Below are 13,025 nucleotides of genomic sequence, written 5' to 3' on the forward strand. Positions count from 1 at the left end.
AAAAAACTATGTCAAATACAATTTATTTAGGATACGATTTCACAGTAAAACCTTTACAGCCTGGTGTTGAAATTTTAATTGCAGAGCTAGGATACGCTGGTTTTGAAAGTTTTGTTGAAACGGAAACAGGTGTGACTGCTTATATCCAAAAGGAAGAATGGCAGGCCGATATTTTAGAAGATATTCAAATTTTAGATTCGAATGAATTTGAAATTACTTTTGAATACCATGAAATTGAACAAGTGAACTGGAATGCCGAGTGGGAGCGTAATTTCAGCCCAATAGTCGTGGATGAGATTTGTGCAGTTCGCGCGCCATTTCATGAGAAATTCGATACAGAATTCGATATAATTATCGAGCCGAAAATGAGTTTTGGTACGGGACATCATGAAACCACACATATGATGCTTCAGCATATTCTTAAAAACGATTTCAAAAATAAATCTGTTTTAGATATGGGTTGCGGAACAGGTGTTTTGGCTATTTTGGCCGAAATGAAAGGCGCGAAACCATTAGATGCTATTGATATTGATAACTGGTGTTATTTAAATAGTTTGGAAAATGTAGAGCGAAATAATTGTCATCATATTAAGGTTTTAGAAGGTGATGCCAGTCTATTGCAGGGAAAATCTTATGATGTGATTATTGCCAATATCAACAGAAATATATTACTTCAAGATATTCCTGTTTATGTCACTTGCTTAAATGCCAAAGGTTTATTATTTTTAAGTGGATTTTACAACGAGGATATTTCGGCAATTGAAGCGCTTTGTAATAAAGTAGGTTTAAAACGCGTTGACAAATTAGAGCAAAACAAATGGGTTGCCTTAAAATTTGAAAAAGAATAATAATTTACTAAATGTTAATTTAGTGATTAGTAAAAATTAAAAATCATGAGTACCAAAGAACAAACATTAGAAGAAGTTTTACTACAGGAAGATGTTTTGGTTGAAAACGAAATAATATTGTATAATGATGAAGTCAATACGTTTGATCACGTTATTAATACATTAATCTACGCCTGCGATCATACGGCGGAACAAGCCGAGCAATGTTCTATTTTAGTTCATTATAAAGGTCAATGCACGGTTAAAACAGGATCTTATAAAAAACTGGAACCTATGTGCACTATGCTTTTAGAGGCCGGTTTAAGTGCTGAAATTAGTTAAATCAGGTCAAAACAATTTTACAAAATTAAAAAAGCAAGCTATATTTTTAGCTTGCTTTTTTTGTTTCCCTTCGGATTGCTTCTAATCTATAAAACTCCGCTTTGAAAACAAAAAATCCAAACTTACAAATTTAAACGAGCTTGATTTAACGCTTGGATTTTTTTTCTTTTTTCGTGACTTCAACTGGATTCATACCCAATCGGCAAACAGTTGATATTGTTGAGGTTTACAGATTTGCATTGCAAATGGAAACCGAATAGCAGACTTCTTGAATGAACGAGTTTGGTTTTAAATGACTTTCAAACCTTTCTATTAAGTTACGAAAAACTAAAATTCAAACCTAGTCAGATTGTATCAAATAATATTAAAACGTATGCCTTTTATTCAAGGTAATGCTTAATATCTTCCTCTTTAATGCCACTATATTCGGCGAACTCTTCTGTAGTTATAAATTGATGTGTTTGCTTGCCAAAGTATTCCCTAACCTCGGTTAATAGCTTACGGCCGTATCTTTCACATCTACCAGTGATACGCATAATATCTTTTAGGTAAATACATAGTCTTTTGATATTGCCCATACTCTATCCATACTTTATCTATACATGAAACTACTATCATACTTGGTTTAAAATGGCAAAAAAAGTCATTTTCGGCATGGGAGGGATGTGTTTTTGTGATGGCTTAATAAATATACGGAGTTTTGATTAAATAAAAAATTTTGAAACCATGGCAAGACAAACTGGTATTATTAAATTAAAGGGAACTCTGGATGATATTTCCTTTTACAAAAGTAGCGACGGACATTTAGCACGTACCAAAGGTGGTATTGATGGCAAACGTATCGCTAATGATCCTGCGTTTCAACGTACTCGTGAGAATGGTTCTGAATTTGGGCGTGCCGGGAAAGCCGGTAAGTTGATTCGGAATTCTATTAGAGTGCTGTTGCAAAACGCAAAAGACAAACGTGTGGTTAGTAGATTAACTAAAGATCTGGTAGCTATTATTAAAACGGATCCTGTAAATCTTAGAGGTGATCGTACAGTTCAGGATGGGGATTTGAGTAGCTTTTTAGGCTTTGAATTTAACCTCAACGGGAAACTGGGTTCCACTTTATTTGCTCCTTTTATTGTTGCTCTTCATCGAGTGACTGGGGATGCTGATGTTACTATAGCGGCTTTTAGTCCTACGGTACGAATTGCAGCGCCTTCAGGGACCACGCATTTTAACCTTGTAATGGGTGCTGTTGAGGTGGATTTCGTAAATGAGACTTTTGTTTTTGAAACTGCAAGTTCAGAGATTTTACCTTACACAGCTCCAGAAACGGCTCCTATAGCTTTGAATGTTGGACTAACTCCAAACTCGGTGTTACCAATTATGGAAGTGGTTGGTATTGAGTTTTATCAGGAAGTGAATGGGGAAATGTATCCATTGAAAAATGGTGCTTTCAATGCGCTTTCTGTGGCACTTGTAGACACTCTGTAGAATGGATTTGTTACTTCATAGACAGTATTTTAAAGAGGGTACGAATAGTGCCCTCTTTGTCAATGGACATTTTATCTGTTTTATGATTGAGTTACCCTGGCTAAAAAATAAACGACAAGTTTCTTGTATTCCTGAAGGGATTTATGAATTGAAACCTCGTTTCTCCAATCGGTTTAAGGATCACTTGCAGGTTGTTGGTGTCTATCAACGCAATTTGATATTGATTCACCCAGCTAATGATGCTTTAAAGGAATTGGAAGGTTGTTTGGCTCCAGTGAGTCAGTTGTCAGGGATTGGGAAAGGTTGGTCTTCTAGACTGGCTATGCAAAAAACACTTTCACTTTGTCATCAAGCTATAGAACGCAAAGAAGACATTTCATTAATTATTAAAGGCCCCTCCCTAACCCTCCCCAAAGGAGAGGGAATGTAGAGGAGTTAAACAAAAACCATATCATTATGAATATATTAGAACGTTATACGAATCCTACTCCGAAGTTTTTCAGAGTTTTACGAAACATAGGGATTGCATTGGCAACTGCTGGTGGTGCTATTATTGCAGCTCCAATCAGTATCCCTGCTTTGGTCCTTACCATTGCTACTTATTTGACGGTTGCGGGAACTGTAATTACGGCAGTGAGTCAGGCAGTGGTTATCGACGAGAAATCGGAGAAACAAGAATAGTATGGAATTAACAAACATAAATACTAAAGCTGGGATTTTTGGTGGTACTTTATTATCTATGGTCTTTAATATTAGTTTGGATGATATTTTGTTTACTGTTGTTATGGCCAGTATTGGCGCATCTGTGAGTTATGTTGTATCCAAATTCCTTAATTTCATTTTTAGATATTTTAAAAAGTAATTCGTAAATTTATTAAATGAAACAAGTTCGCGAGTAACTTCAAGAATATACTTTCAAAGTAAAGGCTCTTTTAATTAAGGGCCTTTATTTTTTATTTCAGTTTAAATGGTTTGAGCATTTTTACCAGTAGGTTGTTTAGGTGCCAATTCATATTTTATAAGACTAAAACTTCCCCTTCATTATTTTTTCGGAAAAAAAGAAAAGAAAAAAGAAAGCCAGAGCAAAGTAGCCGTGGATACCCTGTCAAGTTTTTTGGATAAAAGTTTTTTATCGAAAAAGGTATAATGCAAACTATGGAATTTACTTAAAAAAGTTTTGTTCAAAACCCGTAGGGCTTGAACTTTATAGGGTAATAGCGTTGGCTAAAGAAAGGCTACTATCTTTGCTTGTTTTTTTATTTTAATCTTAAAGTTTCCCTTTTTATAATATCAATATCAGCTTTTTTTTTAATGTTTCTGAAAGATTATTCTTGGCAGGTAATCTAAAAGGTGCGAGCCGTTTGCGAGAGGAGCGAGGGTGCTGTGGTAAATAGCACGTTGCCTTTTCGGCAAAAGTGCGTACCACAGCAACGGTTTACCGCAAGGGTGGCGGATTTTTTTGATTTTTCTTTCTAGTCGGATGAAATTGTTTGGATGTTTACTGGATATTCAAGTTTTGGCAAGTGCACCGATTGAAAGAGGTGCTCTTGCTTTTCTTGCGAAATATGATAAACCTTAAGTTTACTATAATTTGGTTTTAAATAAAAATTGTGATTAATATTAATGAGGTCCCCGCGTTCGCGAGGACGGGGTTATCTTATTTGCAAGCTTAAATTGTTCAAAAAATGTGACACCCGCAGACCCACATGCTTTATTAGATCAAATGTTATAGAATCTGGTTATTTCAATAAAAGCTTTAAATAAACTTTTGAAGCTAACTTTTATGTGGGTTTTGCCCGAAGCGACCCACAGGCTTGCATCATATGAAGTAGCGGTTTTACCCCAAACATTATATCTGCGCGATAGCGCAAACCTATTTGGGGTTTGGGGTAAAAAAGTAGCTACGGGTGAGGAGGGAGAGAATGTGTGCAATAAAACAAATAAATAGTGCCAACGAGGACGTTTCGCCGCAGTGGTACTAGTTATGGTATATGCAAGCCTTATAATTGCTAAATGGAGTAGGAGATAAGAGTTGTTTTTAAAAAACGGTATACCGACCATATACCGAATTGGCTTGCAGATATGTTTTATGGAACAAAATGGAACGACTGACGAACACCTTATTACCTGCCTTCCTGCATTTTGTAGTTCTACTTAATGAGCTACAAATTGATTGCATATATTTTATAAACTGGATTAGGATATTAACCACATTTAAAATACGATTTCCTTATTGAGGAAGGATTAATATTTGAACAAACATATATAGAAGTACTCTAGTTAGAGATTAATTTATTTTCACGTGTTTTTTTAACACAGTACTTTGTAAGCGGGTCGTTTTTTTACCATTAATGCTCTATAATTATTTTTTTAACTTCCTTTTTATTTCCTTCTGATAAGTTTATCAAGTATAATCCATTTCTTAAATTACTTACATCAATTATATTATTTTGTTTTGTTAATTTTGTTGAAATAATATGTTGTCCCATCATGTTTAAAATTTCTATTTCAAGATAATTTGAACTTGTCAATTCAAAGTATATTATATCTGAAGCAGGATTAGGATAGATATTAATTTGAATATTGGTATCAAAGTCTATTGTTGATAGAACTGGATTAGAAATTTCTTGATAAGGATAAGAATTCCACGGACAAAAATAAAATATGTTTCCCGCAATTACTGATGGATGATTTCCAATGGCTGATGAGATACCATCACAATATTCAACATTAGATGATGTTAATAACCATTGGTTAGTAATAAAATGCCAAGAATACCAATTAGTTCCATCATTATTAAAACCACCATCTCCATTAGTTATATTTCCGCTAATAAATCTGCGGTCAGCAATAGGTAGAGCAATATCATTTAGAACATCATTTATAACCATAGGGTCTGAAGTTGCGACTATAAAAGATGTAAATGTCGTGTTAAAAGGTTGTCTAAATTCAAAATATCTAATGGTTTGAGATTTTACTGTTAACCCAATAAAAATTAGAATTGCCGTAATCAATGAATTTTTCATAGTTTTTTGTTTTTCGTAATTACTTTAAAATGAACGGCTCGTATATGAAAAGTGCGGGTTTGTGTCCGAGGATTTTCCGAAGGAAAATCGGAAGAAAGCAAACGTGCAACTACCATTGTTTAAGCACTAAAGTAAGCATTTTTTATACACATTGTGCCTGTTGCACAACTCTGTTGATAAAGTTACCACAAAGGTTATAAATCTGCAATAAAAATCATTAACTTACTGATATGCAAGGCAAAAAGACATATCAGGAGAAGCTGTTTACAGAATTTTTATTGAGTGAACGTGTACCAGAGCACAACTTTTATCGACAGCTTAAAAGTGTATTAGATTTAAAGTATTTATACAAATTAACCGAGCCTTTTTATGGTGTTACAGGACAAAAGAGTATTGATCCTGTGGTTTTTTTTAAACTGTGTTTGGTTGGCTATCTGGAGAACATTATCAGCGATAGAAAATTAATCCAACATAGCAGTATGCGTTTGGATGTTCTATTTTTTATCAATTATGATTTGGATGATGAATTGCCTTGGCATTCTACCATTAGCCGAACACGCCAACTCTTTCCAGAAGATATATTTGAAGAAGTTTTCACCAATGTGCTGCACATGTGTATTGAAAAAGGTATGGTTAGTGGTCATACTCAAGCAATAGATTCAGCACCTATAAAAGCGAATGCTTCCATGGATAGTTTAGAACTTAAAGTACCTGAAGAAGATTTAGCTTCACATTTACAGAAAATACGGCACATTAGTGCGATGGATAAAGAAGTTCCATTACGAAAAAGTAAAGAAAATAAGGCCAGTAAAGAACAGCAAACAATAAGTGCCAATCAGCAGGAACTTGGAGCAATAAAGAGCAGGAATAAAAAGTGGGCAAAAGACCAAGACCAGCGACAAGGAGCAGGAAATAAAGGCAGTAAATACACAAGCAATAAAACCCATTATAGTCCTACAGACCCAGATGCACGTATTAGTGTTAAACCAGGAAAGGCTAGAAAGCTTAATTACATGAGTCAATTAAGTGTAGATACTGGACACCATGTTATAACGGATATTTGGGCTTACCATGCCGATAAAAGAGACAATCAATATTTACAAGATATAGTCGGACGTTTAAAGCCGAGATTAAACCGTTCAGGATTGCTTTGGCATAATTGCGTGGCTGATACAGGCTACAGTAGTGGTGAGAACTATGCCTTTTTGGAGCAGATTAATTTACAGAGTTTTATTCCACCTCACGGCACCTATAAAGGCGGTCCAGATAATTTTCACCACAATAGAGATCAAGACCATTATGTTTGTCCTCAAGGCGAGATTATTCCCTTTAAAAAAGTGTTTAATGATTATCGTACTGGAACCTTAAAAAAGGAATATCGCGGCACAACGCATCAATGTAAGGACTGCCCAATAAAGTTGCGCTGTTTGGGTAAAACTGCCAAAGAGAAAAAGTTTTCTGTCACGTATTACAAAGCAGAATATGAACGTAATATTAAACGTGTGAATAGTCCGCAAGGCAGCTATATGAAAGGCAAACGTCAGAGTACGGTAGAACCCGTTTTTGGAATACTCACCCAATTTATGGGTTTAAGGAAAATAAATACCATAGGAATAAAACAGGCAAATAAGGTCATGCATTTAGCAGCCATGGCATACAATCTTAAAAAGTACTTGAAGTTTACACAGACACTGTCAAAAACCAAGGCAAAAGCACTTGGTCTTATATTTTCTAAAATAAATGGACTCCAAAACGTAATAATCTTTAATTTCTGCCAACCAAAATTTAACTAAATGGCAGTTGCAGAAAATTAAAAAAGCCCTAAAAAGGGCTTAATTGTGTTTTGGTCATAAATTTTTAGAGCGTTGTGCAACGGTTACCATTGTTGTGTACAGTTATTATTTTTTTTAATCTAAAAACAGCTCTATTTCCTGCGATTTAGTTTTTGAAATAGCTCGGATTTATAAGTTATCGATAAAATTTTGATTAATATTTTAGGCGTCCGAGTAAAATCGGTAGTTTTTATTCATCACGTAGTCAAATCTCCGTTTGAGTGAATAATCAGAAAGTGTGTTTTTAATTTTTTATTCGTCAGAGTGGAATCGGAAACCAGGCTAATATCGGTTTTTGTTTTTTACGTTTGAGTGATAAATCGGCAGCGTAAAACCAGAGTGATATCTGCATAATATTTGTCAAAAATCACAAGTTTAGATTCCGTTTGAGTGAGCTTTTTAATTGTACACAACTTGTTATATAGAAACATAAAGTGTTCTTATCTTAAATATTAATAGGGATAATAACATTTTATTAATTTTCTGCTTTAATATTAAAAAGTCTAATATAACTATTTTTAATATTTTTAATATTTTAAAAAATAAGTACTACTACGTATTTTAGTGGAATTTGAGGCAATTTAGTAAGTACAAGTAAAATGAAGTATAAACAACACTGTAGAGTAAGAAAAGTATATTATTTTTTTAATAAAGAAGACCTTGAAAATTTTGTTAAATTGATGGAATCTAAAAAATGACCTAGTTCGCAGGCTGTGAAAGTTTATTTCTTTTGATTGATACGGCATAATCCAGGAGGGTCTAAACTTATTGAATGTTATTGTAAAAAAATGAAAATTGGACTCGTCTGACCTAGGTCATTTCAGGTAGGCCAGTTTCATTATAATTTAGTGATATAATAAATGTTTAACTTAAAAATTTTGAATTATGTCATTAGTAAAATTTAACAGAAGACCTTTTGGTAATCTTGTCGCATCAGATTTTTTTGATAACGATGATTTTTTTGACAATCGTCTATTGGCCAGAGGATTAAATGAGCCCGCATTAAACGTCAAGGAAACCGTTGATGGCTTTGAGGTAGAATTGGCTGCGCCTGGATTCGCGAAAAAAGATTTTGAGGTAACCGTCGATGGCGATTGCTTGAATATTTCTGCAGAAAGTTCTCATTCTAAAGAAAAAAAAGAAGATAACTATACGCGTCAAGAGTTTAGTTATAATTCTTTTCAAAAAAGATTACAACTGCCTGACTCCGTAAAAGCGGAAGACGTAAAAGCTAAATACAAAGATGGCGTCTTAAGCTTTAATCTTATTAAAAAAGAGGAATCTAAACATCACAAACCAAAGAAAATAGAGATTGCCTAATTGTAAAATCTATTTTAAAAAGGAAGGAGATGAAAAATAGTCATCTCCTTTTTTTGTTGTAAAAATCTTAAAAAATATTTTAAGTTTGAATCGATATTAAACATCAATTGAAACGATTTTGTTCATGTGTTCATGCTTAAAATCGCATACTCGAATTAATATTCATCGAGATACCATACATCATACCATTCTGTTCTCCACTTTATTCCAGTTTATAATATTTAGAATTTTCTTAAGGTATTCGGTTCGTCTATTCTGATATTTGAGGTAGTACGCATGTTCCCAAACGTCAATACCTAGAATTGGTGTTCCATTTATCTCTGATATTTTCATTAACGAGTTATCCTGATTGGGAGTTGAGAAAATACGCAATTTTTTATCATTACCTTGAACAACCCAAGCCCATCCTGACCCAAAACGTTTTGCACCTGCTTCTGCTAATTCATTAATAAAGGCATCTTCTGAACCAAAGTCTTCAATGATTTTGGCTTTAAAGGTGTCGCTCATCGTGCCACCAGGAGTTAAAATGTCCCAATACAAATTATGGTTATAATAGCCACCACCATTATTACGAATCGCAGTAGGGAGAGTATCCATGCTTAAAATTTCTTCTATCGTTTTTCCTGAAATATTATTTTCTTTTAAAGCCGCATTAAGTTTGTCTGTATATCCTTGATGATGTTTTGTGTAATGAATTTCCATAGTCAATGGGTCAATAACATCAGGAAAGGCATCATACCCATAAGGAAGTTTGGGTAATTCAAAAACGTCTGTTGTAGTTGAAGTTGTTTTCATAATTTTATTTTCTTTAGGTTCTGATTTGCAAGCTGATAATAATACCGAAGGTGCAACATAAGCACCTACTGATACCAACATGGCTTGCTTTAAAAATTTCCGCTTGTTCATCATTGCTCTTTTATTTATTAATTTTTTTTACATCATAAAGCAAACTATTGCTTCTTAAGAATTTTATCTAACACAGTATTTTTGTCCAAAGGTTTAGTACAAAAAAACCAATCTTTACAATCCAAATCAGAAGTGGCAGTCATTCGTTCTTCAGCCATACCACAAGAACCTGCAGGCGATACAATCACATCATCTCCAGGGTTCCAATCGGCAGGAGTTGCAACATTAAATGCATCTGCCGTTTGCATGGCAATTAGTGCTCTGTATATTTCATCAAAATTCCTACCCAAACTTAAAGGATAATAAATAATCGCTCTAACAAAACCTTTCGGGTCAATAAAAAAGACGGCTCTTACGGCTTGCGTTTTACTTTCGTTTGGCTGAACCATGCCATACTTTTTGGCAATTTCCATAGAGATATCCTCAATTAATGGAAATTTAACATTGATATTCTTCATCCCATTAAATTCAATTTTTTCTTTAATGGTACGTAACCAAGCGATATGGCTGTATAAACCGTCAATTGATAAACCAACTAATTGGCAATTAGCTTTATTAAACTTATCTTCAAGATGTGCAAACGTTATAAATTCTGAAGTACACACTGGTGTAAAATCTGCTGGATGACTAAATAAGATGACCCATTTGCCAGCATAATCATCTGGAAAATTAATATCACCTTGCGTTGTTACAGCTTTGAATTTTGGAGCTTCGTCACCAATTCTTGGCATTGCTGTAATTTGTTCTTGTTCTTGTATTGTTTCCATTTTTATAATATTTATCGTTGTATTTCAGTCAAAATTATGAATAGGAGCCGCTACTTAAAATGACCTAGGTCAGGATTTTTAAGTTTATGAATACGGTACTTTGCATTAAATCTAAATTGCCAATTATTTAAAATAAGCGTTTATGGATAATTTAAAAAGGAGATATACTTATAAAAATTCACGCTTATGAACTATTATCTAATCATTACAGGTTTAATTTTTTTATCGGCAGTTTTCGGGTATATCAATGTTCAGTTTTTGAAACTTCCTATTACAATAGGCTTAATGTTGATTACCATTTTATATACATTAGGGGTTTTGGCTTTAAGCTATTTTAACGACACGCTCTTAAAAGTAGAAGTGGAATTTATTCAACAAATAGACTTCGAAAAGGTTTTAATGGACTATATGTTGAGCTTTTTATTGTTTGCAGGTGCCTTACATGCCAATTTTCAAGAACTTAAAAACAGCGTTGGCCAATTATAGTATTTGCCACTTGAGGAGTTTTGGCTTCTACATTCTTGGTAATAATAGCCATTTTCTATTTACTTCAACTATTAGATATTCCAATAAGTTATATAAACTGTTTGCTATTTGGTGCCATAATTTCGCCAACCGACCCAATTGCAGTTCTAGGCATACTAAAAAAAGCAAAAGCACCAAAGAACTTAGAGACAAAAATAGTTGGAGAATCGCTGTTTAATGATGGTGTTGGTGTAGTGGTATTCATAAAACTAATAAGGATGGCAAATTCTAGTGCCGAATCTGTTAACGCTATGGATATTATAAAATTATTCGGCCAAGAAGTATTTGGTGGCATACTGCTAGGTATATGCATTGGGTGGATTACCTTATGGCTTCTCAAGTCCATAGACGATTTTAGTATTGAGGTCATTCTTACGTTGGCAGCTGTAATGGTAGGTACTGTAATTGCACAACAACTGCATTTATCAGCACCTTGGCGATGGTTTCAGCTGGATTACTTGTTGGTAATAATAGAGCAAGAAATATGGCAAAGTCTAAAACTACAGAACTTTATGTCGATAAGTTTTGAGAATTAATGGATATTTTACTCAATGGATTTTATTCGTTTTAATAGGCATGAAAATGTTGGCATTGACTTATAGTCCAAGCTATATTCTTGCCGGTTTGTTAGCCATACCAATTATACTTTTCTGCCGATATGCATCATTATGGTTTCCCATAAAACTCTTTGAAAAGAAATTAAAATTTACACCTCATACCAACTTAATAATGACTTGGGGCGGTTTAAGGGGCGGAATTTCAATAGCACTAGCCCTTAGCCTTTTCAGATATGATGAATAGAGAATTGTTTTTAGTAATAACCTATATCGTTGTGGTGTTTTCAATTTTAGTCCAAGGGCTCACTATTGAAAAAGTCATAAAGAAATTATTGCCAGAAACACAACCTGATTCAAGATAGAATAAGACAGTTTATTATTAATATTCCTGCCATTACTTTGTACCCTAATTAAAAGTTTAAACTAAAAGCAGAACATTATGAAACACTTATTAATTTTAATAACAATAATAATTATGTTTCATGCGAAGCTTAAAGCACAGCATGAAACTGATATTTTCATATTACAGGTTTGGCGCTTTCCATCGAAATGACAGCAAATTACGAATTGATATTGCCCTTAATCTTCACAGCAGTAACCGCATCGGTGTTCACGGCAATGCTGGGCAACGAACCTATTTACGCTACTTTGCTGAAACGCACTTTGGATAAATAAAAATCGGCGGTCTCGAACGTCTAACGTTTCCCATCTATATCTAACGCTCTATGTGACATATATAAAAAGGAAATAAGAATATCTCGTGCTGACTTAAATCAGCTTTTATTATATTATAAAATGGTAATTTGCGACAATTGACTAAAAATGATTATTAGAATTTTATGATTCGGAGCTTAATACTTATTATGTTTTTCTTGAGTTTAGGAAGCTCTTCTAATCTCAAAAATGAAAACCTCTATTTTGATATAGTGCACAATAAAAAAGTTATTGGTAGTCTCAAAGCCACGAAAATTATCACAAATTCTAAAACCTATTATCAAAGTTCTACAACTATCGAAACACATATTATAAAAGCAATTCGTGTAAATTATAAATACGATGTGACTTTTGATGATAAAATGTTAGAAACCGCTAATGTTGATATAACGGTAAATGAGATACCACACGCCAAAACGCACACGCAGTGGAGCGGCAAAGATTATCACGTTGTAAGAGATGAAGAAGATAAAGAAATCGTAAAAGACTCTATTTTTTATGCCACAATTCAGCTTTACTTCGAAGAGCCTAAAAGTGTTAAAAAATGTTTTTCTGAACAAGATGGTAGTTTTAATACAATTAGGGCATTAGGAAATCATTCTTATAAAAAAGTGAATTCTAAAGGAAGAGAAAATAGCTACTACTATAAAATGGGCACTTTAACAAAAGCAGTTATTGATGGTGGATTAATCAAATTCAAAATTATTGCTAGAAAAGAATAATGCAC

General features: G+C 33.7%; 13 protein-coding genes and 1 pseudogene. 11 read left to right on the top strand and 3 right to left on the bottom strand.

The annotated features are described in order from the left end of the window. Nucleotides 1-8 precede the first annotated feature (8 nt). The 6 genes from prmA to ES674_RS06815 all read left to right on the top strand — a co-directional run bounded on the left by prmA (nt 9) and on the right by ES674_RS06815 (nt 3,513). Nucleotides 9-848 carry a 50S ribosomal protein L11 methyltransferase gene (prmA, locus tag ES674_RS06785; protein ID WP_148403195.1) on the top strand — a complete coding sequence of 280 codons (840 nt, stop codon included), beginning with the start codon at nt 9-11 and terminating at the stop codon, nt 846-848. Nucleotides 849-893: 45 nt separating this feature from the next. Beyond that, on the top strand, nt 894-1,169 hold the full coding sequence (locus tag ES674_RS06790) for an ATP-dependent Clp protease adaptor ClpS (RefSeq protein WP_148403196.1): 276 nt from the start codon (nt 894-896) through the stop codon (nt 1,167-1,169). A gap of 726 nt (nt 1,170-1,895) precedes the next feature. Further along, entirely contained in the window at nt 1,896-2,651 is a 756-nt protein-coding gene (locus ES674_RS06800) for a hypothetical protein (protein ID WP_148403198.1), read from the top strand. Between the two features lies 1 nt (nt 2,652). Then, a complete protein-coding gene (locus ES674_RS06805; protein WP_148403199.1) occupies nt 2,653-3,081 on the top strand; it encodes a DUF5675 family protein in 429 nt (142 codons plus the stop codon). Between the two features lie 26 nt (nt 3,082-3,107). Further along, entirely contained in the window at nt 3,108-3,332 is a 225-nt protein-coding gene (locus ES674_RS06810; protein WP_148403200.1) for a hypothetical protein, read from the top strand. 1 nt (nt 3,333) lies between these two features. Beyond that, nucleotides 3,334-3,513 (top strand): hypothetical protein, encoded by a 180-nt coding sequence (locus tag ES674_RS06815; RefSeq protein ID WP_148403201.1) that lies wholly within the window; start codon nt 3,334-3,336, stop codon nt 3,511-3,513. Between the two features lie 1,486 nt (nt 3,514-4,999). Here ES674_RS06815 and ES674_RS06820 read toward each other — a convergent pair. Further along, on the bottom strand, nt 5,000-5,677 hold the full coding sequence (locus ES674_RS06820) for a T9SS type A sorting domain-containing protein (RefSeq protein ID WP_148403202.1): 678 nt from the start codon (nt 5,675-5,677) through the stop codon (nt 5,000-5,002). Between the two features lie 230 nt (nt 5,678-5,907). On the opposite strand from ES674_RS06820, the gene ES674_RS06825 reads away from it, so the two are divergent. Both ES674_RS06825 and ES674_RS06830 read left to right on the top strand, forming a co-directional pair. After that, entirely contained in the window at nt 5,908-7,470 is a 1,563-nt protein-coding gene (locus ES674_RS06825; RefSeq protein ID WP_246125982.1) for an IS1182 family transposase, read from the top strand. Nucleotides 7,471-8,394: 924 nt separating this feature from the next. After that, the gene (locus ES674_RS06830) at nt 8,395-8,829 is read left to right on the top strand and encodes an Hsp20/alpha crystallin family protein (RefSeq protein WP_148403203.1); all 435 of its coding nucleotides are present in this window, start codon (nt 8,395-8,397) and stop codon (nt 8,827-8,829) included. A gap of 180 nt (nt 8,830-9,009) precedes the next feature. Here the strand turns inward: ES674_RS06830 and ES674_RS06835 are convergent, their stop codons facing one another. Together ES674_RS06835 and ES674_RS06840 are read right to left on the bottom strand one after the other, a co-directional pair. Beyond that, nucleotides 9,010-9,738: a superoxide dismutase gene (locus tag ES674_RS06835; protein WP_317132039.1), complete on the bottom strand. Its 729-nt coding sequence runs from the start codon at nt 9,736-9,738 to the stop codon at nt 9,010-9,012. Between the two features lie 41 nt (nt 9,739-9,779). Continuing rightward, nucleotides 9,780-10,502 carry a peroxiredoxin gene (locus ES674_RS06840; protein WP_148403204.1) on the bottom strand — a complete coding sequence of 241 codons (723 nt, stop codon included), beginning with the start codon at nt 10,500-10,502 and terminating at the stop codon, nt 9,780-9,782. Nucleotides 10,503-10,688: 186 nt separating this feature from the next. Here ES674_RS06840 and ES674_RS15700 point away from each other — a divergent pair. The 3 genes and pseudogenes from ES674_RS15700 to ES674_RS06855 all read left to right on the top strand — a co-directional run bounded on the left by ES674_RS15700 (nt 10,689) and on the right by ES674_RS06855 (nt 13,020). Continuing rightward, a pseudogene (locus ES674_RS15700) lies at nt 10,689-11,946 on the top strand (cation:proton antiporter). Between the two features lie 141 nt (nt 11,947-12,087). After that, nucleotides 12,088-12,255, top strand: coding sequence for a hypothetical protein (locus tag ES674_RS06850; protein ID WP_170233973.1), 168 nt, complete (start codon nt 12,088-12,090; stop codon nt 12,253-12,255). A 168-nt stretch (nt 12,256-12,423) separates the two neighbouring features. Then, a complete protein-coding gene (locus tag ES674_RS06855) occupies nt 12,424-13,020 on the top strand; it encodes a DUF6134 family protein (protein ID WP_148403205.1) in 597 nt (198 codons plus the stop codon). Nucleotides 13,021-13,025 lie beyond the last annotated feature (5 nt).

Origin of the sequence: Bizionia myxarmorum (genome assembly GCF_008086205.1) — a bacterium.
In the GTDB taxonomy this organism is placed as follows: domain Bacteria; phylum Bacteroidota; class Bacteroidia; order Flavobacteriales; family Flavobacteriaceae; genus Algorimicrobium; species Algorimicrobium myxarmorum.

What these genes read in the sequence shown, in the direction of transcription:
- ES674_RS06840 (WP_148403204.1), bottom strand. Translation starts at nt 10,502, where the DNA reads ATGGAAACAATACAAGAACAAGAACAAATTACAGCAATGCCAAGAATT.
- ES674_RS06855 (WP_148403205.1), top strand. Translation starts at nt 12,424, where the DNA reads ATGATTCGGAGCTTAATACTTATTATGTTTTTCTTGAGTTTAGGAAGC.
- ES674_RS06835 (WP_317132039.1), bottom strand. Translation starts at nt 9,738, where the DNA reads ATGATGAACAAGCGGAAATTTTTAAAGCAAGCCATGTTGGTATCAGTA.
- ES674_RS06830 (WP_148403203.1), top strand. Translation starts at nt 8,395, where the DNA reads ATGTCATTAGTAAAATTTAACAGAAGACCTTTTGGTAATCTTGTCGCA.
- ES674_RS06820 (WP_148403202.1), bottom strand. Translation starts at nt 5,677, where the DNA reads ATGAAAAATTCATTGATTACGGCAATTCTAATTTTTATTGGGTTAACA.
- ES674_RS06805 (WP_148403199.1), top strand. Translation starts at nt 2,653, where the DNA reads ATGGATTTGTTACTTCATAGACAGTATTTTAAAGAGGGTACGAATAGT.
- ES674_RS06800 (WP_148403198.1), top strand. Translation starts at nt 1,896, where the DNA reads ATGGCAAGACAAACTGGTATTATTAAATTAAAGGGAACTCTGGATGAT.
- ES674_RS06815 (WP_148403201.1), top strand. Translation starts at nt 3,334, where the DNA reads ATGGAATTAACAAACATAAATACTAAAGCTGGGATTTTTGGTGGTACT.
- prmA (WP_148403195.1), top strand. Translation starts at nt 9, where the DNA reads ATGTCAAATACAATTTATTTAGGATACGATTTCACAGTAAAACCTTTA.
- ES674_RS06850 (WP_170233973.1), top strand. Translation starts at nt 12,088, where the DNA reads ATGAAACTGATATTTTCATATTACAGGTTTGGCGCTTTCCATCGAAAT.
- ES674_RS06790 (WP_148403196.1), top strand. Translation starts at nt 894, where the DNA reads ATGAGTACCAAAGAACAAACATTAGAAGAAGTTTTACTACAGGAAGAT.
- ES674_RS06825 (WP_246125982.1), top strand. Translation starts at nt 5,908, where the DNA reads ATGCAAGGCAAAAAGACATATCAGGAGAAGCTGTTTACAGAATTTTTA.
- ES674_RS06810 (WP_148403200.1), top strand. Translation starts at nt 3,108, where the DNA reads ATGAATATATTAGAACGTTATACGAATCCTACTCCGAAGTTTTTCAGA.